Genomic DNA, 18,486 nt, shown 5'->3' with positions numbered 1-18,486 from the left:
CATCACAATTAGGATCACGTTATGACGACCGACAGACCCAAGTCAGTATCTATGTTGCGCTTCAACTTCGCATTCTGGCTTGTAGAAATAACCGCGGCAGGCGCGGCAGGTCTTTATACCCTAAAGACAGGCAACGAGCCTCCGATCACGTCAACTCCAATCATGATCATTGCTATTGGACTTGCGCTTCTTTGGTATGGCAAAGCTGTCAATCGCCCTATGACTGGACTCGAAATTTCCAAGTTTTCGATCGGAAACATGGTGGCTGACCTCATCAATGGCGTCGCTTGGATGATTGCGATGATTTTGGTTCTTGATGTTCCATTTAGCTGGGAAGGCGTAAGTATCGCACTGGGAGGGGAGGTAAGCGGGCATTCCGCAAAGATTGCGGTGTTGATCGGCCTTATCGTTGGAGAGGGGGGGGTAGCGATCACAAGCGCATTCTTCGCGTGGTTGATTTCAAGGAAGCTCCCCAAACCGATCTCAGCAGCTGAAAAGTTCAACGCGGCTGGAAGGAATGACGTCTGAGTCCGTGGCTCGAAGAGAGCCTCAACCTGTCATGTTCGTCATCGGCTGAATTGACCGCAACACCCCCTCCCCGATAGCCAAGCCAGCCACGGACCGTTAAGGGAGCGGATGCTTCACCACCGGCGGGTGGTCGGTCACGAGGTCGCATGTTCCAGGCACAGCGGGCACAGTTTGCAGGGCTGCTCGAGCGGTTCGACGAGCGCTGGCCGGGCGCGCGGCGGCGCGCGGGCGGGCTCGGCCTGTCGCTGGCGATCGAACTCGGCATCATCCTGCTGCTGCTCACGCTGGGCGAAACGGTCCACAAGCAAGCCAACATGGGCGAAGCGCTGGTGACCTTCGATGTGTCGGGCGACAAAGGCGCGAAGCCCAAGATTCCCGAAAAGGCCAAGGCCGAAACCCGCAAGCCCGCGGTGGCGCAATCGATCCAGAAGCCCGCCGAGATCACCCCGGTCCCGGTGCCCGTGCCGACCAACACCCCGGCGGCGATCATCCCGCTCACCCGCAGCCAGATGGCCGGGTTCGACATCGCCACCATGCCGAAGGCCAAGCCGCGCTCCACCAATGACGACATGATGGGCCCCGCCTTCGCCAGCGTTCCGGGCGATTCGGTGCGGGTCGGCAACGCCCCCAACGGCCAGCCGATGTATGCCGCTTCGTGGTATCGCAAGCCCTACGACAGCGAGCTGCGCGGCTATCTCTCGACCGCCTCGGGCCCCGGCTGGGCGACGATCAACTGCCAGACCGAACCCGAATACCGGGTCGATCACTGCATCCTCGAGGATGAGGAACCGAGCGGATCGGGCATCGGCCGCGCGGTGCTGGCGGCGGCGTGGCAGTTCAAGGTTCGCCCGCCGCAAGTCGGCGGCGTGTCGCAGGTGGGCGACTGGGTGCGGATCCACATCACCTACGAATACAAACCGCCCGCCCCGGTGGGCGGCGCGCAGTAGGCGATGAACGGCGCGCTCAGGCGCTGGCGAAAAAGTTCAATTCCAGCAGCACGTTGTTGGGATCGGGAGTGAAGATCTGGCGCAGCCCGATCGACGACAGGTCATTGATCGCATAGTCCGCCCCGCGCGCATCGAGCCGGGCGCGCACTTCGTCGAAATCGCCGCAGCGCAGTGCGACGTGGTGGATCGCCCCGGTCTCGCTCCCCGGCTCGACCTCTCGCTCGAACGCGCGCGGGCAATCGACCGAATTGAGATGCAGGATCGCGTTGCCCGCCTGGTCGTACATCCAGCGGACCTGCTCGGGCGCCAGCGGCGGCGGACCGTCGCGCTCCTCCAGGTCGAGCAATTCGGCATAGAACCGGGCGGTCTCCGCCAGCCGGTCGGTGATGATGTTCACGTGGTCGAGGCGTTCGACGATCATGGGCCTGCCCTCTCGCTAGGCAGGCAATCTAGCAACCGCGCTTAGCGGCGGGCAAGTGCCGCTTCGCATTCGCCCATCAGCTGCGCCATGATTTCGGCCACCGGCTGCTCTTCCTTGACCATGCCGACCGACTGGCCCGCCATGAGGCTACCGTTCTCGATGTCGCCGTCGATCACCGCACGGCGCAGTGCGCCCGCCCAGTAATGTTCGATCTGCAGCTGCGCTTCGGCCATTTCGACTGCGCCATCGTCGAGCAGCTGCGCGACTTCGCGCTGTTTGGCGGTGAATTCCTCGGTGCCCTTGTTCTTGAGCGCGCGGACCGGGATCACCGGCAGGCGCGGATCGACCTGCACGCTGGCGACCGCATCGCGCGCGCCCGCACGGAAGAACGCCTTCTTGAAATCGGGGTGCGCGATCGATTCGGTCGCGCAGGCGAAACGGGTGCCAAGCTGCACCCCGACCGCGCCCATTTCGAGATATCCGGCGATCGCTTCGCCCCGGCCGATCCCGCCGGCGACGAACACGATATGCTCCTCGCTCAGCGCGGGCAGGAATTCCTGCGCCAGCACGCTCGTGCTGACCGGGCCGATATGGCCACCGGCTTCCATTCCCTCGATCACCAGCGCGTCCCCACCGGAACGCAGCAGCTTCTTCGCCAGCGCCAATGTTGGAGCGAACACGATGACTTTCGCGCCGAACGCCTTGATCGCTTCGACGCTGCCCTTGGGCGGGATCCCGCCCGCCAGCACCACGTGGCCCACCCCGTGCTTGGCGCATACTGCGATCAGGTCGAACAGCTGCGGGTGCATGGTTATGAGGTTCACGCCGAACGGTTTGTCCGTCATCGCCTTGGTCGCGGCAATCTCGGCATCGAGCAGCTCCGGCGTCATCGCCCCGCAGGCGATCACGCCGAACCCGCCCGCGTTGGAAATCGCTGAGACGAGGTTGCGTTCGGACACCCAGCTCATCGCGCCGCACAGGATCGCGTGCTCGGTGCCGAGGAATTCAGTGCCGCGCTTCATCAGCGCGTGGGTCTTTGCGTAAGCCATCGCGCGCCTCTAGGTGAGCGCGCGCAAGGCGGCAAGCGCCCGCGTTTTCTTCAGGCGCCGTAGCTTATGTGAACCTTCGCCGCGGCATCTCGGGCCTTGCGCCGCGCTTCGTCGACATCGCCCGCAGTCGCCAGCGCCACGCCCATCCGGCGGTACGGGCGGCTGGTCGGCTTGGCGAAGATCCGCACGTCGGTGCCCGGCGCCGCCAGCGCATCGTCGAGTCCGGAGTAGGACAATTCCTGCGCGTCGCGGTCGGCGAGGATCACCGCCGAAGCGGACGGACGCGCGCGGATCGTGTCGGGGATCGGCAGGCCCATGATCGCGCGGGCATGGAGGTCGAACTCGCTGAGGTTCTGGCTCGCCAGAGTGACCATCCCGGTATCGTGCGGCCGCGGGCTGAGTTCGGAGAAGATCACCGTGTCGCCCTTGACGAAGAACTCGACCCCGAACAGCCCCCAGCCGCGCCCGCCGCCGCCGAGATTTTCGACGACTTTGCGCGCCATTTCCTGCGCCGATGCGATCGCCGCTTCGCTCATCGGCATCGGTTGCCAGCTTTCCTGGTAGTCGCCGCGTTCCTGCCGGTGACCGATCGGAGGGCAGAAGCTGACGCCATCCTTGTGGCGCACCGTCAACAGGGTGATCTCGTAGTCGAAATCGACGAACGCCTCGACGATCACCCGCGCGCGGTCGCCGCGCATCCCGGCAACCGCATAGTCCCGTGCCGCTTCCAGTCCGGCTGCGTCCTGCACGGTCGATTGGCCCTTGCCGCTCGACGACATCACCGGCTTGATCACGCAGGGGAAGCCGGTGAACTCTGCCGCCTCGCGCACTTCGTCGAGGCTTTCGGCATAGCGATAGCGCGAGGTGGTGAGGCCCAGCTCGCCCGCGGCAAGATCGCGGATCGCGTCGCGGTTCATCGTCAGCTGCACCGCGCGGGCGGAGGGGACCACGTTGAAGCCTTCGGCCTCAAGCTCGGCGAGCACTTCGGTGCGGATCGCTTCGATCTCGGGCACGATGTAGTCGGGTCGGTATTTCTCCGCGACTGCCCGCAGGGTCTCCCCGTCGAGCATCGAGAACACCTCGCGCCCGTCCGCCAATTGCATCGCCGGTGCGTTGTCGTAGGCATCGCAGGCGATGACCTTCGCGCCAAGCCGCTTGGCCGAAATCACGAATTCGCGCCCCAGTTCGCCAGAGCCGAGCAGCAGGATCGTGGCGGTGTGGCTCATCGCGATGCGTTCCTCAGGCTGCCTCGTCCTCGGCGTCGAGTCCGTATGCGGTATGCAGCACGCGCACTGCCAGTTCGGTCTCGTCCTCGTCGATCATCACGCTGACCTTGATCTCCGAAGTGGAGATCGCCTGGATGTTGATCCCGCGATCGGCCAGCGCCTTGAACATCGTCGCGGCGACACCCGCGTGGCTCTTCATGCCCACCCCGACGACGCTGATCTTGGCGACGTGGCTGTCGGTGATGATGCGGTTGAAGCCGATGTCCCCCCGGCGGTCTTCCAGCAGCGCCTGCGCGCGCGGCAAGTCGGTCTGCGGCACGGTGAAGGTCACGTCGGTCTCGCCCTTGTCGCGGCCGACGTTCTGGATGATCATGTCGACGTTGATGCTGGCATCGGCCAGCGGTTCGAAGATATGCGCCACCGCGCCCGGCTTGTCGGGCACGCGGGTGAGGATGATCTTGGCTTCGTTCTTGTCGTGCGCGATGCCGGTCACGTGCTGGCGTTCCATCTGGCCGTCCTCCAGGATCTGTTCCATTTCTTCTTCCGACACGATCATCGTGCCGGGCAAATCGTCTGCGGGTATCGCATCGTCGCCGATAAAGCTGGAGAGCACCTGCACCCGCACGCCCTCCTTCATCGCGAGCCCCACCGAGCGGGTTTGCAAGACCTTCGCGCCGACCGAAGCAAGCTCGAGCATTTCCTCGTAGGTCACCGCCTTCTGCTTGCGCGCCTTGGCGACGATCCGCGGGTCGGTGGTGTAAACCCCGTCGACGTCGGTGTAGATGTCGCAGCGGTCGGCACCGATCGCCGCCGCCACTGCAACCGCCGAGGTATCCGAACCGCCGCGCCCGAGCGTTGTCACCCGGCCGTCGTCGCCGATTCCCTGGAAGCCGGGGATCACCGCGATCTCGCCCGCCGCCATGCTGGCCAGCAACGCGTCGCTCTCGATCTCCTCGATCCGAGCCTTGGCGTGCGCTTCGATCGTGTGAACCGGCAGCTGCCAGCCGAGCCAGCTGCGCGCCTTGCAGCCCAGCGCCTGCAGCGTGAGCGCGAGCAGCCCGCTGGTCACTTGCTCGCCGCTGGCGACAACCACGTCGTATTCGGCGGGATCGTAGAGCGGGTTGGCTTCGCGGCAGAAGTTGACCAGACGGTCGGTCTCGCCCGCCATCGCGGAGACGACCACCGCCACCTCGTCGCCATTCGCGGCCTGCTTGCGCACGATATTGGCCACCCGGCGGATGCGCTCGGTCCCGGCCATCGAAGTGCCGCCGAATTTCATCACGATCCGTGCCAAGTCTCGCAACTCCCGCTGGAAGAGGTTTCGGCGCGCTGTTAGGGGTGTGTCATGGTCGATGCAACACGCGAGCGCGATAGGTCTTCTACTGGCGGGCAAACGATCCGCCCCGATGAAGCCGCGCATTTCGGCAAGCTGGCGAGCGAATGGTGGGATCCGAAGGGTTCGTCCGCGATGCTCCACCGGATCAATCCGGTGCGGCTGCAATTCGTGCGCGCGGCGATCGACCGGCACTGGGCGAGCGAAAGCGACACCCTGCGGCCGCTGGCGGGCAAGTCCGCACTCGATGTCGGTTGCGGCGCTGGATTGCTTTGCGAACCGCTCGCCCGGCTGGGCGCGGACGTCACCGGGGTCGACGCTGCGCCGGAGAATATCGCCGCTGCTGCCGCCCATGCCGAAGCGATGAAGATGGACGTGCGCTACATGGCGGGCGAAGTCGCCGCGCTCGACATCGGCGAATTCGATTTGGTCACTGCAATGGAAGTGATCGAACATGTGGCAGACAAGCCTGCATTCGCCGCCGCGCTCGCCAAACGCCTCGCGCCCGGCGGGCTGCTGATCCTTTCCACCCCCAACCGCACCCCGGCGAGCCGCCTGCTGCTGGTCGGTGCGGCGGAAGCGACCGGGATGATCCCGCGCGGCACACACCATTGGGACGATTTCATCACTCCGGACGAACTGCACGAGTTGCTCGCCGAGGCAGGGCTGGAGATGAACGAACCGCAAGGAATCGCGTTCTCGCCGCTCAAGGGCCTGCAGCTGTCCGGCGACCTGTCGCTGAATTACATCGTCAGCGCGAGGCGGGCCGCATAGGGCACCGACCCTACTTCCACCCGCCCCACGGCTGGTTGGTCCGGTCGACCGCCAGCGTATCGTCCCACGGGCGGCACAGCGCAAAGGCCTCTTCGGGAGAGCCATGCAGCCACCGGTCCCAGCTCTCGCGGTGGAGGATGGTCGGCATCCGGTCGTGCACTTCGGCCATGTCGGGGCACGAATCGACCATCACCATAGTGTAGGCGTCGCCCCATTCGGCGGTCGGGCGCCATAACCCGGCCACCGCGAACAGCTCATGATGCGGCAGGCCGTACCAGGTGCGGGTCTTGGCTCCTTTCGCGCCTTCGGCCTCGGCCCATGCCACCACCGGGATGAGGCAGCGCCGGTGCACGAAGCTGTCGCGCCAGAACGGGCCGGAGAGCTTGTCTTCGCGGGCGTTGTTGACCGGCTTGGGCTTGAGCGGCTGGCCATGCTTGCCCTTGAGCGCCAGCGGGAAGCCCCACGCCATCTGCCGCACCGCGCCTTCGGCCACCACCAGCCCCGGATAGCCGGGATAGACTTCCGCGCCGAAGTTGCTGCCCTGCGCGGCGTTGTCGGCCCCGAACCACCGCGCGACCTCATCCGGGTTCTTGGTCATGCGGTAGAGGTTGCACATCAGCTGGCCCCCACCACCAGGCAGGCCGCTGCCATCAGCGCCCCGGCAAAGCGGTTCGAGCGGAAGCGGGCGAGCGGGTTGTCGGCATCCGCCGGATCGAGGCTCGCCGCCTGCCAGACCAAGTGCAGCGCGACTGGTAGCAGTGCGAGCAGCGCGACCCAGTCGTGCCGCAGCAACCAGAAGGCAAACGCCCACAGCGCGACGGCCCCACCATAGAACCCCCACACGCCGGCCTTCACGTGGCCGCCGAGCCGCAACGCGCTCGAGCGGATGCCGACGAGCGCGTCGTCCTCGCGATCCTGCAAGGCGTATATCGTGTCGTAACCAACACACCACAGGATCGCCCCGCCGTAGAGCGCAGCCAGCACATCGAGCCGGTCGCTTCGCAGCGCGAACCAGCCGACTGGTGCGCCCCAGGTGAACACCAGCCCCAGCCACGCCTGCGGCCACCAGGTGATCCGCTTCATGAACGGATAGGCGGCGACCAGCGCGAGACTGCCCAGCGCGACCAGCTGCGCTTGCCACCTCAGTTGCAACAGCACGACGAGGCCGACCGCGCACAGTGCGAGCAGCCAGCACCATGCGGGCGCAAGGCTCACCCGCCCACTCGCCACCGGGCGGACAGCGGTTCGGGCGACTTGCCGGTCCAGATCGGCATCGACGATATCGTTGTAAACGCACCCCGCCCCGCGCATCGCGATCGAGCCGAGCAGCATCCACGCCACCAGTGCCAGCTGCGCGCCGCCGCCCGAAAGCCAGACACCCCACGCGCACGGCCAGAACAGCAACCACCAGCCGATCGGCCGGTCGAACCGGGCGAGCTGCGCAAGATCGCGCGGCAGCTGCGGCAAGCGCGCCACCAGCCCTCGGTGCTCGGTATCGGGGACGATTTGGTCGGTCATCCCTTGTCCACTAACGCTCGCCGTGCCACCTGCAAAGGGATGCCCGCTACTCCCGCCTGGCCGCCCCGCAGCGCCCCGCGCCTGTTTGTCGCGCCGCCGCTCGCTGCCGGGCAGGCAGTAACCATCGAGGGCAACCAGGCGCACTACCTCGCTCGCGTGATGCGGGTTGGCGAAGGCGACGCGGTGATCCTGTGCGACGACGCGACCGGCGAATGGGCGGCAAGGGCAATTTCGGTGGGCAAGCGCGCAGTCGTGCTCGACCCAGTCGAGCGGCTGCGTGAGCGGGAGGCCGTGCCCGACCTGTGGCTGTGCCCTGCGCTGCTCAAGAAGGATCGCTTCGACCTCGTGCTCGAAAAGGCCACCGAACTGGGCGTGGCGGCGATCCACCCGATCGTGACCCGTCGCTGCGTGGCCGACAAGCTCAACGTGGAACGCGCGCGCACCGTTACCATCGAAGCCGCAGAGCAATGCGCGCGCACTGCGCTGCCAGTGCTTGCCGAACCGGTTTCGCTCGATACGCTGCTGCGGGATTGGCCCGCGGGCCGCGCGCTGTTCTTTGCCGACGAACTGGGCGGCGAGCCCGCGCAGGCAGCCTTCAAGGCGCACGCCGGCTCTGCCGCCCTGCTGGTCGGCCCGGAGGGCGGGTTCGACGATGCCGAGCGCGAGGCGATCCGCGCGCATCCCCAAGCCCACCCCATTTCGCTCGGCCCGCGAATCCTGCGCGGCGAGACCGCAGCGATCGCCGCAATGGCCGTGTGGATGGCGTCGGCTGGCGACTGGACCTGAAAGAATAATTCGCTGGCGCGCAAACATTCGGTTGCGTAGGGCCACTGACCATGAGCACGCGGACCACTTCCAACCAGGCCGATCCGGTCATAGAGAGCCGCGACCAGCTCGTTGCCCCCCTCGCCGAAGGTGCCAAGCCAAAGGACAAGTGGCGCATCGGCACCGAGCACGAGAAGCTCGTATTCCGGCGCAAGGATTTCGCTGCCCCGAGTTACGACGAACCCGGAGGTATCCGCGATATCCTGCTGGCATTGCAGGAGTTTGGCTGGCAGCCGGTGATCGAGGGTGGCAAGGTCATCGCAATGAGCGGTGACGACGGAACCGTCAGCCTCGAACCCGCCGGGCAGCTCGAACTCTCGGGCGCGCCGCTTGAAAATATCCACCAGACCTGCGCCGAAACCGGCCGCCACCTCGAACAGGTGAAAGCGATCGGCGACAAGTTCGGGGTGGGTTTCCTGGGCCTCGGCATGTGGCCCGACAAGACCCGCGATGAACTGCCGATCATGCCCAAGGGCCGCTACGCGATCATGCTGCGGCATATGCCGCGCGTGGGCTCGCTCGGCCTCGACATGATGCTGCGGACCTGCACCATCCAGGTGAACCTCGATTATTCGAGCGAAGCCGACATGGCGCAGAAGTTCCGCACCAGCCTGGCGCTGCAGCCGCTAGCGACCGCGCTGTTCGCCAATTCGCCGTTCACTGAAGGCAAGCCCAACGGTTTCCTCAGCTATCGCAGTCACATCTGGTCGGACACCGATCCCGCGCGCACCGGGATGCTGCCGTTCGTGTTCGAGGAGGGGTTCGGCTACGAGCGCTATGTCGACTACATGCTCGACGTGCCGATGTACTTCGTGTTCCGCGACGGGAAGTACATCGACGCCGCAGGGCAGAGCTTCCGCGACTTCCTCGACGGCAAGCTGCCCGCGTTACCCGGCGAGAAGCCGACAGCAGGCGACTGGATGGACCATCTTTCCACCGCATTTCCCGAGGTGCGCCTCAAGTCGTTCCTCGAAATGCGCGGCGCAGACGGTGGGCCGTGGAACCGGATTTGCGCCCTGCCCGCGCTGTGGGTCGGGCTGCTCTACGACCAGGGCGCGCTCGATGCCGCGTGGGACCTCGTCAAGGACTGGACGATGGAAGAGCGCGAGGCGCTCCGTTCTTCGGTGCCCAAGCTGGCGCTCGACGCGCCGATCCCCGGCGGCAGGACGCTGCGCGACATCGCCCCCGAAGTGCTCGCAATTGCCCGAAGCGGCCTCAAGGCCCGCGCCCGGCTCAATTCGGGTGGCGACAACGAGACCGGCTTCCTCGAGACGCTCGACGAGATCGTCGAGAGCGGCAAGGTCCCTGCCCAGCGCCTGCTCGACATGTACGACGGGGAATGGGGCGGCGACGTGACGAAGGTCTACCAATACAGTTTCTAACCAAGACAAAGCGGAGAGAGCGATGATCCTGATCATGGGAACCGTGCGGATACCCGAAGACAAGTACGAGCAAGGCCTGCCCGCGATGAAAAAGATGATTTCCGCCACGCTCAAGGAAGACGGCTGCATCCGCTACGGCTTCGCCCGCGACATCCTCGATCCCGGGCTGATCCATATTTCGGAAGCATGGCGAGACAGCGATGCGGTCAAGGCGCACGGCAAGTCGGCGCACATGGCCGAATGGCGCGCTGCGGCGGGCGATCTCGGGCTGAGCGACCGCGACCTCAAGCTGCACCAGGCCGACGAAGGCCTCCCGATCTAGCGGGAATTACTCGGCGGGTTCGGGAATGGCCGGCGCTGCCGGCCTGCGCAGCCACTCGCCCCGCAACAACTTGCGGAGCCGTGCGGTGATCGCCCCGTGTTCAGCCATCCAAGCGTGGTATGCGCGGTACTTGGCGTCTTCAGACAGCAAGTGCATCTCTTCGGTCCGCGCGCGCCAGTAGTAGATACCGCTGACGCAAGCGAGGAAGAAGCCATTGCGCACCGCGTCGACCGTCGATCCGTCGGTGACGAGGAACGGCAGCGTCGAAAGCCACCAGAAGGTGTTTTTCGCAAGGTATGCCGGGTGCCGGGTGAAGGCATAGGGGCCATTGGTGATCACTCCGCGATAGGTCAGGTTGGAGAACCGTAACCCGAAGGCGACCGTCGCCCAGGCGTAGTAGCCGGTCAGCCCGGTCAGCAGCGCAGCCCATACCCACATTACCCCGGGGTGCCCGGCGAACCAGAAGGTCCAGTTGTTTTCCGCCATCCCCGGCGTGCCCACGCCGTAGTCGAGCACTCCGATACCGTTGAGCGGCGGATAGCACAGCAACGCAGCGACCCACCCGGCAAGGAACGGGTTGCCGCTGCGGATGTGCGCGTCGAGCGGGCGCATCGTCACGAGGTAACCGACAGTCCCGACCTGCACGTCGATCAGGAAGAGCAGGCTGACCAGTGCCATGCCGATCTCCACCGGGTTGGCGGCGATCGCGCCGAAATCGGTGTTGACCACGCCTTGGAACCCGCCGGGCAGGATCGAGATCATGAACGCGCCGAAGAACCCCTTGATGATCCACGCACGCCAGTGCTTCTTCACTTCGGCGATGTCGTAATTGCCGTGGCGAAGCAGCATGGCTCCGAAGTGCCACGCATGGTCGCGCGGATTGACGAGGTAGCGGTCGAGCCACAGCACATAAGGGATCGAGAGCACGAAAAGCGGAGCGGCCGCATACCCGATCACTTCCATTGCGAACAGGTAGTCGCCGCTCCAGTACCACCTTGCGAGGCCGTACATCAGGCCGATTCCGGCCCACGTCGCCCACAGCCCGCCGAGCTTGATGATCGAGACCTCGGCGACTTCGGCCAGCGAATGCGGGCGGGCCCAGTCGATCCCGGTCGACGGACGCAAGTGGACCTTGTCCTTGATCAGCGAGACCGCGACCATCGGCAGCGCCACGAACACCAGCGAGGTGAGCGCGGCATACGGCCCGTCGAGCCGTGCGTGGGGCCCCGGCAGGCCGAAGGTGTCGACGAGATACGGCCAATGACGGCAGAACATCACCCACACGAACAGCCCGGCCAGGCCGGCCAGGCCGACAGCTGCCGAAACGTCGCTCGCGGGGCGCTGCGCCGGAAGGGAGGCGGATTGCTCGCTCATGTGCGGGCAACCCGTAAGGCAAAAGGGTTAAGAGGCCGGAAACCTGTTCCGCCCGAACACTTTATCCCGCGCCTGCCGAAGGATCAGCGGAAGGCGTAGATCCGTCCGCTGTCGTCGAGGATATAGAGCGTTTTATTGGCCACGATCGGCGGCAGCGATACCGGCCCATTGAGCCGCTGCCAGCTTGCGGCGGAGCCTTCGCCTACGCTCACGGTCCAGACTTGCCCCAGTGTGTTGACGACCCACAGCTGGTTGCCCGCCAGCACCGGTCCGCGCCAGAAGATCGCGTCCTTCTTCTTCTTTTCGTTCTTGTAGCGCGGCAGGTCGGCGATCCACCGCACCTTTCCTGTGTTGCGCGAGATCGCCAGAAGTTTGCCCTGGTCGGTCAGCGTGAAGATCCACTCGCCCGAAACCGCCGGTGTAGAAATGCCTGCGAGGTTGAGTTCCCAGATGCGTTGGCCGGTGACCAGCTCGTAAGCCGCCATGCGGCCGCCCTGGCCCAGTGCGTAGACCCGGCCACGGTCGATGATCGGATCGGCATCGATGTCGGTCAGCGCACCGACCTCGGTCGAAATTGACGTCCGCGCGAGTGCATCGGACCACAGTACCCGGCCGTTTTCGTAGCGATAGGCGACCAGTTCGCCAGTCGAGTATCCGGCAACCACCGTGCCCTGGCCGGCAGCCGGAGCTGCCACGCCGAACACGCCGGTCTGCGCGCTCGATCCCGATTCCTGCCACTGCACCGACCCATCGGTTTCAGCGAGCGCGAAGATCTGGTTGTCCTGCGTCATCACGTAGACCGAACCGAATGCGATCGTCGGCGCCCCGCGCAGCGGGCCCGCCGGGTGGACACGCCAGATCTCGTTGCCGGTATTGGCGTCCAGCGCGACCACTTCGCCAACCCCGTTGGTGGCATAGACATGGCCGTTGGCGTAGCTGACGCCGCCGCCGAAGTTGGCCGCCGCAGGTGCGCCATCGAGCTCGGTCTTGTCGGACCACACCTTCGCCCCGGTGTTGGCATCGAACGCGCTCACTACCCCGTCGGTGTCGGACACGAACAGCTTGCCGCCCCCGACCACCGGTGCGGCGGCGAGGCGGCGGCGATCGGTCGAACCGGCGACCTGCGCGGTCCAGATCCGTTGCGGGTTGTCGGCCAGCGCGAGGTTGCCCGGCCCCTTGTTCGCGGTGCCGCCGGCCTGCGCCCAGTCGGGATTGTCAGTCGGCGGCGGCAGCACGACCGAAATCCCGGCCAGCCCCGGATCGACCTTGGCCCCGTTTTCGATCTGTGACAGGATCGGAAGGCGGTTGCCGATCGTCGGTGTCGTGCGCGGTCCCTTGCCGCCAAACACCTTGCAGCCCGCAACGCTGGTCGCGAGCGCCAGGATCAGCACTACCCGCCCAGTCGTCGATAAAACCCTCGCCGTCATCGCTCGTGTATTCCCTGTCATCGGTGTCGCGCGCGCCGTCATTGTGCCGGGCCGCCTGCTACTTCGGAATTGATCCCCGGCTGCTTGATCACGGTGTCGACATCCTTGATCGAATCGACCCCCAGCAGTCCGGCCATCTGGCGCGCCCTGCTCTTCAGAGTGTCGGGGGTGTCCTTGTCTTCCGCAATGCTGGAAAACAGCTTGCCCGCTTCGGCATTCTTGCCCTGGTCGAGATAGGCCATCGCGACCATTTCCCCGGCGCTGCCGAACCACGGCGATCCGGGCACTGCCAGCGGCTGGAGCCGGGCGATCACGTCGGCCGGCTTCATCGTATCGTAACTGGCTGCAACCGCGCGCACCGTGGCGGCATCGCGCATCGGCTTGGGTGCCTTGGGGTCGGCAGCCACCGCTTCGAACAGCTTGGCCGCGTCGGCCGGCTTCTTCTGCTCCATCGCGATGCCCGCCTTGAGCATCTGCGCAGCCGTTTTCGCGCCCTCGTCATTGCCTTCGAGAATCGGAGCAAGGTCCTTGTCGCCGGTCGCAAGGTTGCGCGCCTGGACCTGGTCGAGCGCGGTGACCAGTGTTTCGGACGCCGTCTCGCGCTGCGCGTTGAGGTGCTCCTGATACCACAGGTAACCGCCGAATGCGGCAAGGCCGAGAATCACCAGGCCGATGATCGCCTTCCCGTAGCGGCGGTAGAAATCCGCATACTGGTCTTGCCGGACGGCATCGTCGACCTCGCGCAGCAGGACCTCGTCTTCGGCGGCGCGCTGCTGGGCGCGCTTTTCTTCTCGAGAAAGGGATTTGCCGGGTGTCAGGGCCACTTGGGGGCTCGCTCCGTTGGTTGCCGGTAATGGGTGGAGGGGTCTTTAGACGATAGCCGGGTCAATTCAATCGCAAAGCCAGACTGTCCCCGCCCGTGTGAACTGCAGGTGAAGGCGGTACGCGCCGTTTTAGGCAGGAATCTCGCGGCCGAGCGCGCTCGAATAGAGCCGGCGATAGGCTGCGATCATCTTGGCTTCGTCAAACTCTGCGCGCGCCTTGGCCCGGTTGGCTTCTCCTACGGAACGGCGCAGGTCGCCATCGGCCGCCAGTGACACCAGCGCCATCGAAAGCGCTGCGATGTCTCCCGGCTCGACGATGAAGGGTTCGTTCTCCTCGGCAACCATCTCCCTGATGTCACCGACCGCGGGGGCCGCTGCGGGCAATCCGGCGGCCATCGCTTCGACCAGCGAGATCGGGAACTGTTCGCTCAGCGACGAGAGCGCGAAGATATCGAACAGCCCTATATAGTTTGCCGGATCGGGCACGAATCCGGGCAAATGCAGCCGGTGATCGACCCCGAGATGCGATGCTTCCGCGCGGATGGCATCGAGTTCATTGCCCTCGCCGACGATCACAAGCTGCCACGGCTCGGGCAAGGCGGCGAACGCGCGCACCAGCCGAGGCAGCGCCTTGACCGAACGCAGCCCGGCCACCGTACCGACCCACAGCTCTCCCTCGTGCTTGATCACGCCGCGCAAGGCATCGGGCTTGGGTTTCGCCGCGAATGCTGCGGTGTCGATCCCGTTGGGTATCCGCCGGACCCGTCCGAACGGTTGCGACCAGGTGGTAAGCGCAATTCCCTCGAGCGTCTCGGAGGGCACCACCAGCCCGCTCGCCCGTCCCAACGCGATCCGCCGGTACCAGTTGCGCCCACGTTTGAGCTTCAATTGCTCGTCGGCATTGAACCCGTCTTCGTGGTGGATCAGCGGCGGCAACGCTATCGCCTTGCCGAACAGCGTATGCGCCATCACCGCGTCCATCGCACCCCAGTTGTAGGTCAGCACGAGGTCGTATCCCGCCATCGCTTGCGCCATCGCCTGCAAGCGCCACGGGGTCGGCTTGCCGCTCAGCGCCGGGAATTCGTCGGGATAATCGACATCGACGCCCGAATCGATCTCGTTCGCAGCGGACAGTTCGCCGGGAACGCCGGACACCACCGCGTGCGAGACATGTTCGCCGAATGCGTTCATCAGCCGCACTGCGCGCCGCTCCTTGCCGCCCGCCGCGAAGGTCGAGTGCAAGTGCAGGATGCGCGGCGGCCCGCAGTCGTCGGCCCGGTCGGTCATGCGATCTTTGCGAGCAGCGATTCGACAGCCGCTTGCGCCTGCGGCTCGGTCAGCAGCGGCGCGTGGCCGGTGCGCGGTATCACGACCACATCGAGCTCGGGGACCCGCCGCTTCATTTCAGCGGCGGTTTCGGTGGACAGCAATTGCGACAACTCGCCGCGCACCAGTGCCAGCGGCCGCCCCGCGAGCGCTTCGAAAGCCGGCCACATATCGGGGGCGTCGCTCTGCTCGGCATTGCCCGCGACAAAGGCGTCACCGATTGCCATGTCGTAATCGAACGCAATCCGCCCGCCCGCACCGAGCTGCATTACGCGCTTGGCCATCGCCAGCCAGTCGTCGATCGTGAAGTCGGGATGCGCACCGTTGTGCTGCGCTTCGAGCGCGCGCGCGGCGTGCATCCACGTGGGAAAGCTGCGCCCCTGCCCGACATATTCGGAAATTTGCGCAATACCCTCGGGTGACAGCACCGGACCGACGTCGTTGAGCAGCGCCCCGGCGATCCGCTCGGGCTCGGTCAAGGCCAGCAGCATCGTCATCAGCCCGCCGAGCGAAGTGCCGATCGCCACGAACCGGTCGATGCCCTCTTGCGCCAGCAGCTCCTTGAGGTCCGCGGCATACTGCAGCGGGTTGTAGCTCGCCGGATCCTTCGCATAGTCCGACTGGCCACGCCCGCGCATCTCGGGAACGAGCACCCGCCACTCCTCCGCGATCGAATCCGCCAGCACAGCGAAATCGCGCGCGTTCCGGGTCAGCCCGTGCAGGCAGATCACCGGCGGGCGATCGCTGCTGCCGGGATAGTCGCGGAAATGCAGATCGAGTCGATCCTGAGTCGGCCAGGTGCGGTCGGCCCACGACCGGTCGCCGTTCGCCGGGTAGGGCTGCGCGATGTCTGCTGATGCCTTGACGCTGTCCATCTGCGGGCCGGGTATCCATGGCTAGGTACAAATCGTGCGAAGCGCGAACGCCGCGTCGGCGCCTGCTGCCCCTCCTATCGCGCGCTGTGCGCCCGTCTGCAAGCCGCGAGAGCGAACCGCACGCCAACTTGGCTTGAACGGTCTTCGTACTCGACGTAAGGCCCGGTTTCGGAAATGTTCATCATGGTTGCGCAGGATCGCGTCCTCGGGATGCGCGCTGCCTGCGCACTCAAACGGGTCGCTGCAAATGGGCCTGCCGCGGGACGGCAGGAACGGGAGAACTGATCGCTTGTCGCAAGCCGAATTCATTTCATACGAACCGGCCACCGGTGTCGAACTCTGGCGCGGCAAGGCCGGCGATGTCGATGCCACGGTCGACCGTGCGCGCCGTGCGTTCCCGGCCTGGGCGAGCCAGCCGCTGGCGACCCGTATCGAGCTGTGCCGCCGCTTCGCCAATGAAGTGCGCAAGGGCCAGGACAAGCTGGCCGAACTGATCGCGCGCGAAACCGGCAAGCCACTGTGGGAAGCCCGTACCGAAGTCGAATCGGTGATCGCCAAGGTCGATATCTCGGTCACCGCCTATGCCGAGCGGACCGGGCAGAAGAAGCTCGACAGCGCTCTCCAGGGTACCGCCGCGGTGCGCCACAAGCCGCACGGCGTCATGGTCGTGCTCGGGCCGTACAATTTCCCCGCCCACCTGCCCAACGGCCACATCGTCCCTGCGCTGATCGCGGGCAACACAGTCGTGTTCAAGCCGAGCGAAAAAACGCCTGCCGTGGGCGAGTTCCTGGTCGGTTGCTTCCACCGCGCCGGGATCCCTGCAGCGGTGGTCCAGCTGCTGATCGGCGGGCCGACCGAAGGCCAGGCGCTTGTGGCCCATGCAGACGTCGACGGCGTGCTGTTCACCGGCAGCGCGCGGGCGGGTATCGCGATCAACCGCAAGCTGGCGAGCAACCCGGGCAAGATCGTTGCGCTCGAAATGGGCGGCAACAACCCGATCATCGTGCTCGACACCCCCAAGGTCACCGACGCAGCCGCGCTGATCGTGCAAAGCGCGTTCACTTCGGCCGGCCAGCGCTGCACCGCGGCGCGGCGGCTGATCGTCAAGGCCAGCATGTACGATGCCGTGGTCGACGAAGTGAAAAACATTGCCGACCGGATCATCTTCGACGAACCGTTTGCCGATCCCGCCCCGTTCATGGGCTGCGTGATCGACAACGAAGCCGCCGACCAGCTGGGCGAAAGCTTCCTTTACCTGCTGTCGCACGGCGGCAAGGCGATCAAGCACATGAGCCGGCCGGACGAGGGCAAGCCGTTCGTCAGTCCTGCCCTGATCGACGTAACCGCGCTGGACGAGAAGCCGGACGTCGAACTGTTCGGCCCGCTGCTGCAGGTCGTGAAGGTCGACGATTTCGACGCCGCGCTGGCCGAAGCGAACAACACCCGGTTCGGCCTCTCGGCTTCGCTGATCGGCGGAACCCCGCAGGATTACAACAAGTTCTGGGCCGGTATCCGCGCCGGTATCGTCAACTGGAACCGGCCGACCAACGGGGCCAGTTCCAAGGCACCGTTCGGCGGGATCGGGCTATCGGGCAACCACCGCCCGGCCGCATTCTATGCCGCCGACTATTGCGCCTACCCGGTTGCCAGCACCGAAATGGACCAGCCGCGCGCGAGCGTCGGTGTCGGCCTGAGGGCCGAGCGGCGCAGGAAACGCCGCACCGCCAAGGACGACGAACAGACCGCCGTCGCCAAGAAGTCTGACTGATTCGCCCTCGCTTGTGCGGATCTAGCTGGTGCTCAGCTTGCGCAAGTCGCCCTTGCCGATCACTTCGATCCCCGGCTTGGCGATCTTGGTGGCCGGATCGACGGTCGGGTTTGTGGGATAGCTCTTGCCGTCCCACGCCAGCTTGACGGTGCCGCCTTCGGCCCCGCCACCCCCAATCGTCACCCACAGGTCACGCATGCCATTGGTCCTGCTGTCGAGCACCCCGACGGGAAGCTGGGTCACGCTGGTCTGGGTCAGCACCTTGAAGTCCTTGCCGTCGTCCTTGAGCACCAGCAACGGGCACCCGCCCGATCCACACACCATCGGCCCGCCGACATAGGCCAGCACTTCGTCGGTTCCGTCGCCGTCGAGATCGACCCGCCCCGCACGGTAGCTCACCGGTGCATCGGCGACGAACTGCTGGATGAGGAACGATTCGAGCCGCGCGTCCTCACTGGCAGGCAACGCTGCCTTGGCCGGGGGCGGATTGTCGTCGGCGGATGGGGAACATGCTGCAACGCCAATTGCAGCGGCGAGCGGGAGGATCGTCCTTAGCTTCATGGGCGC

General features: G+C 65.7%; 19 protein-coding genes. 7 read left to right on the top strand and 12 right to left on the bottom strand.

Translation table 11 applies throughout. The annotated features are described in order from the left end of the window. Positions 1 to 21: 21 nt before the first annotated feature. Positions 22 to 528: a hypothetical protein gene (locus tag CJO11_RS12445; RefSeq protein WP_150125030.1), complete on the top strand. Its 507-nt coding sequence runs from the start codon at positions 22 to 24 to the stop codon at positions 526 to 528. A 146-nt stretch (positions 529 to 674) separates the two neighbouring features. Beyond that, positions 675 to 1,475: a hypothetical protein gene (locus tag CJO11_RS12440; protein WP_095012989.1), complete on the top strand. Its 801-nt coding sequence runs from the start codon at positions 675 to 677 to the stop codon at positions 1,473 to 1,475. Positions 1,476 to 1,491: 16 nt separating this feature from the next. Here the strand turns inward: CJO11_RS12440 and CJO11_RS12435 are convergent, their stop codons facing one another. From CJO11_RS12435 to CJO11_RS12420, 4 genes are read right to left on the bottom strand one after another with little or no spacing between them, the layout of a single operon-like run. Continuing rightward, complete coding sequence (locus tag CJO11_RS12435) at positions 1,492 to 1,896, bottom strand: VOC family protein (RefSeq protein WP_095012988.1); 405 nt, start codon at positions 1,894 to 1,896, stop codon at positions 1,492 to 1,494. Between the two features lie 41 nt (positions 1,897 to 1,937). After that, positions 1,938 to 2,945 carry an NAD(P)H-dependent flavin oxidoreductase gene (locus tag CJO11_RS12430; RefSeq protein WP_095012987.1) on the bottom strand — a complete coding sequence of 336 codons (1,008 nt, stop codon included), beginning with the start codon at positions 2,943 to 2,945 and terminating at the stop codon, positions 1,938 to 1,940. Between the two features lie 50 nt (positions 2,946 to 2,995). Further along, on the bottom strand, positions 2,996 to 4,171 hold the full coding sequence (gene purT / locus CJO11_RS12425) for a formate-dependent phosphoribosylglycinamide formyltransferase (RefSeq protein WP_095012986.1): 1,176 nt from the start codon (positions 4,169 to 4,171) through the stop codon (positions 2,996 to 2,998). A 13-nt stretch (positions 4,172 to 4,184) separates the two neighbouring features. Further along, the gene (locus CJO11_RS12420; RefSeq protein ID WP_095012985.1) at positions 4,185 to 5,465 is read right to left on the bottom strand and encodes an aspartate kinase; all 1,281 of its coding nucleotides are present in this window, start codon (positions 5,463 to 5,465) and stop codon (positions 4,185 to 4,187) included. Between the two features lie 51 nt (positions 5,466 to 5,516). Between CJO11_RS12420 and ubiG the strand changes: the two genes are divergently transcribed. Beyond that, on the top strand, positions 5,517 to 6,278 hold the full coding sequence (gene ubiG, locus CJO11_RS12415) for a bifunctional 2-polyprenyl-6-hydroxyphenol methylase/3-demethylubiquinol 3-O-methyltransferase UbiG (RefSeq protein ID WP_095012984.1): 762 nt from the start codon (positions 5,517 to 5,519) through the stop codon (positions 6,276 to 6,278). Between the two features lie 10 nt (positions 6,279 to 6,288). Here the strand turns inward: ubiG and CJO11_RS12410 are convergent, their stop codons facing one another. After that, the gene (locus CJO11_RS12410; RefSeq protein ID WP_095012983.1) at positions 6,289 to 6,894 is read right to left on the bottom strand and encodes an SOS response-associated peptidase; all 606 of its coding nucleotides are present in this window, start codon (positions 6,892 to 6,894) and stop codon (positions 6,289 to 6,291) included. Beyond that, positions 6,894 to 7,796, bottom strand: a complete 903-nt coding sequence (ubiA, locus tag CJO11_RS12405; protein WP_095012982.1) for a 4-hydroxybenzoate octaprenyltransferase — start codon at positions 7,794 to 7,796, stop codon at positions 6,894 to 6,896. The genes CJO11_RS12410 and ubiA overlap by 1 nt, the downstream gene beginning before the upstream one ends. Positions 7,797 to 7,835: 39 nt before the next feature. Between ubiA and CJO11_RS12400 the strand changes: the two genes are divergently transcribed. The 3 genes from CJO11_RS12400 to CJO11_RS12390 are packed head-to-tail and all read left to right on the top strand — an operon-like array spanning position 7,836 to position 10,325. Continuing rightward, positions 7,836 to 8,582, top strand: coding sequence for a 16S rRNA (uracil(1498)-N(3))-methyltransferase (locus CJO11_RS12400; RefSeq protein ID WP_095012981.1), 747 nt, complete (start codon positions 7,836 to 7,838; stop codon positions 8,580 to 8,582). Between the two features lie 50 nt (positions 8,583 to 8,632). Then, the gene (locus tag CJO11_RS12395; protein ID WP_095012980.1) at positions 8,633 to 10,003 is read left to right on the top strand and encodes a glutamate--cysteine ligase; all 1,371 of its coding nucleotides are present in this window, start codon (positions 8,633 to 8,635) and stop codon (positions 10,001 to 10,003) included. A 22-nt stretch (positions 10,004 to 10,025) separates the two neighbouring features. After that, positions 10,026 to 10,325 (top strand): putative quinol monooxygenase, encoded by a 300-nt coding sequence (locus tag CJO11_RS12390; protein WP_095012979.1) that lies wholly within the window; start codon positions 10,026 to 10,028, stop codon positions 10,323 to 10,325. A gap of 6 nt (positions 10,326 to 10,331) precedes the next feature. On the opposite strand, the gene CJO11_RS12385 is transcribed toward CJO11_RS12390, so the two are convergent. The 5 genes from CJO11_RS12385 to CJO11_RS12365 form a co-directional block, all read right to left on the bottom strand. After that, positions 10,332 to 11,699 (bottom strand): methyltransferase family protein, encoded by a 1,368-nt coding sequence (locus CJO11_RS12385; protein WP_095012978.1) that lies wholly within the window; start codon positions 11,697 to 11,699, stop codon positions 10,332 to 10,334. A gap of 83 nt (positions 11,700 to 11,782) precedes the next feature. Further along, positions 11,783 to 13,126: an outer membrane protein assembly factor BamB family protein gene (locus CJO11_RS12380; RefSeq protein ID WP_095013404.1), complete on the bottom strand. Its 1,344-nt coding sequence runs from the start codon at positions 13,124 to 13,126 to the stop codon at positions 11,783 to 11,785. A gap of 38 nt (positions 13,127 to 13,164) precedes the next feature. Continuing rightward, entirely contained in the window at positions 13,165 to 13,950 is a 786-nt protein-coding gene (locus CJO11_RS12375; RefSeq protein WP_095012977.1) for a tetratricopeptide repeat protein, read from the bottom strand. A 129-nt stretch (positions 13,951 to 14,079) separates the two neighbouring features. Beyond that, entirely contained in the window at positions 14,080 to 15,237 is a 1,158-nt protein-coding gene (locus tag CJO11_RS12370; protein WP_095012976.1) for a glycosyltransferase family 4 protein, read from the bottom strand. Continuing rightward, the gene (locus CJO11_RS12365) at positions 15,234 to 16,151 is read right to left on the bottom strand and encodes an alpha/beta fold hydrolase (RefSeq protein WP_095012975.1); all 918 of its coding nucleotides are present in this window, start codon (positions 16,149 to 16,151) and stop codon (positions 15,234 to 15,236) included. Before CJO11_RS12365 ends, CJO11_RS12370 begins: the two co-directional genes overlap by 4 nt. Positions 16,152 to 16,398: 247 nt before the next feature. Here CJO11_RS12365 and astD point away from each other — a divergent pair, with 247 nt between their 5' ends. Continuing rightward, positions 16,399 to 17,919: a succinylglutamate-semialdehyde dehydrogenase gene (gene astD / locus CJO11_RS12360; RefSeq protein WP_095012974.1), complete on the top strand. Its 1,521-nt coding sequence runs from the start codon at positions 16,399 to 16,401 to the stop codon at positions 17,917 to 17,919. 21 nt (positions 17,920 to 17,940) lie between these two features. Here the strand turns inward: astD and CJO11_RS12355 are convergent, their stop codons facing one another. After that, positions 17,941 to 18,480 carry a hypothetical protein gene (locus CJO11_RS12355; RefSeq protein ID WP_095012973.1) on the bottom strand — a complete coding sequence of 180 codons (540 nt, stop codon included), beginning with the start codon at positions 18,478 to 18,480 and terminating at the stop codon, positions 17,941 to 17,943. Positions 18,481 to 18,486: the final 6 nt, after the last annotated feature.

Origin of the sequence: Tsuneonella mangrovi, assembly GCF_002269345.1 — a bacterium.
In the GTDB taxonomy this organism is placed as follows: Bacteria; Pseudomonadota; Alphaproteobacteria; order Sphingomonadales; family Sphingomonadaceae; genus Tsuneonella; species Tsuneonella mangrovi.
The sequence above is the reverse complement of the archived record's forward strand: the minus strand, read 5'-3'. Positions and strand labels throughout refer to the sequence as shown.

Excerpts from the sequence above, each read along its gene's own strand:
- CJO11_RS12390 (WP_095012979.1), top strand. The coding sequence starts at position 10,026 with ATGATCCTGATCATGGGAACCGTGCGGATACCCGAAGACAAGTACGAG.
- CJO11_RS12435 (WP_095012988.1), bottom strand. The coding sequence starts at position 1,896 with ATGATCGTCGAACGCCTCGACCACGTGAACATCATCACCGACCGGCTG.
- ubiG (WP_095012984.1), top strand. The coding sequence starts at position 5,517 with ATGGTCGATGCAACACGCGAGCGCGATAGGTCTTCTACTGGCGGGCAA.
- CJO11_RS12385 (WP_095012978.1), bottom strand. The coding sequence starts at position 11,699 with ATGAGCGAGCAATCCGCCTCCCTTCCGGCGCAGCGCCCCGCGAGCGAC.
- ubiA (WP_095012982.1), bottom strand. The coding sequence starts at position 7,796 with ATGACCGACCAAATCGTCCCCGATACCGAGCACCGAGGGCTGGTGGCG.
- purT (WP_095012986.1), bottom strand. The coding sequence starts at position 4,171 with ATGAGCCACACCGCCACGATCCTGCTGCTCGGCTCTGGCGAACTGGGG.
- astD (WP_095012974.1), top strand. The coding sequence starts at position 16,399 with ATGGGCCTGCCGCGGGACGGCAGGAACGGGAGAACTGATCGCTTGTCG.
- CJO11_RS12395 (WP_095012980.1), top strand. The coding sequence starts at position 8,633 with ATGAGCACGCGGACCACTTCCAACCAGGCCGATCCGGTCATAGAGAGC.
- CJO11_RS12365 (WP_095012975.1), bottom strand. The coding sequence starts at position 16,151 with ATGGACAGCGTCAAGGCATCAGCAGACATCGCGCAGCCCTACCCGGCG.
- CJO11_RS12440 (WP_095012989.1), top strand. The coding sequence starts at position 675 with ATGTTCCAGGCACAGCGGGCACAGTTTGCAGGGCTGCTCGAGCGGTTC.
- CJO11_RS12370 (WP_095012976.1), bottom strand. The coding sequence starts at position 15,237 with ATGACCGACCGGGCCGACGACTGCGGGCCGCCGCGCATCCTGCACTTG.
- CJO11_RS12430 (WP_095012987.1), bottom strand. The coding sequence starts at position 2,945 with ATGGCTTACGCAAAGACCCACGCGCTGATGAAGCGCGGCACTGAATTC.
- CJO11_RS12380 (WP_095013404.1), bottom strand. The coding sequence starts at position 13,126 with ATGACGGCGAGGGTTTTATCGACGACTGGGCGGGTAGTGCTGATCCTG.
- CJO11_RS12445 (WP_150125030.1), top strand. The coding sequence starts at position 22 with ATGACGACCGACAGACCCAAGTCAGTATCTATGTTGCGCTTCAACTTC.
- CJO11_RS12410 (WP_095012983.1), bottom strand. The coding sequence starts at position 6,894 with ATGTGCAACCTCTACCGCATGACCAAGAACCCGGATGAGGTCGCGCGG.
- CJO11_RS12400 (WP_095012981.1), top strand. The coding sequence starts at position 7,836 with ATGCCCGCTACTCCCGCCTGGCCGCCCCGCAGCGCCCCGCGCCTGTTT.
- CJO11_RS12355 (WP_095012973.1), bottom strand. The coding sequence starts at position 18,480 with ATGAAGCTAAGGACGATCCTCCCGCTCGCCGCTGCAATTGGCGTTGCA.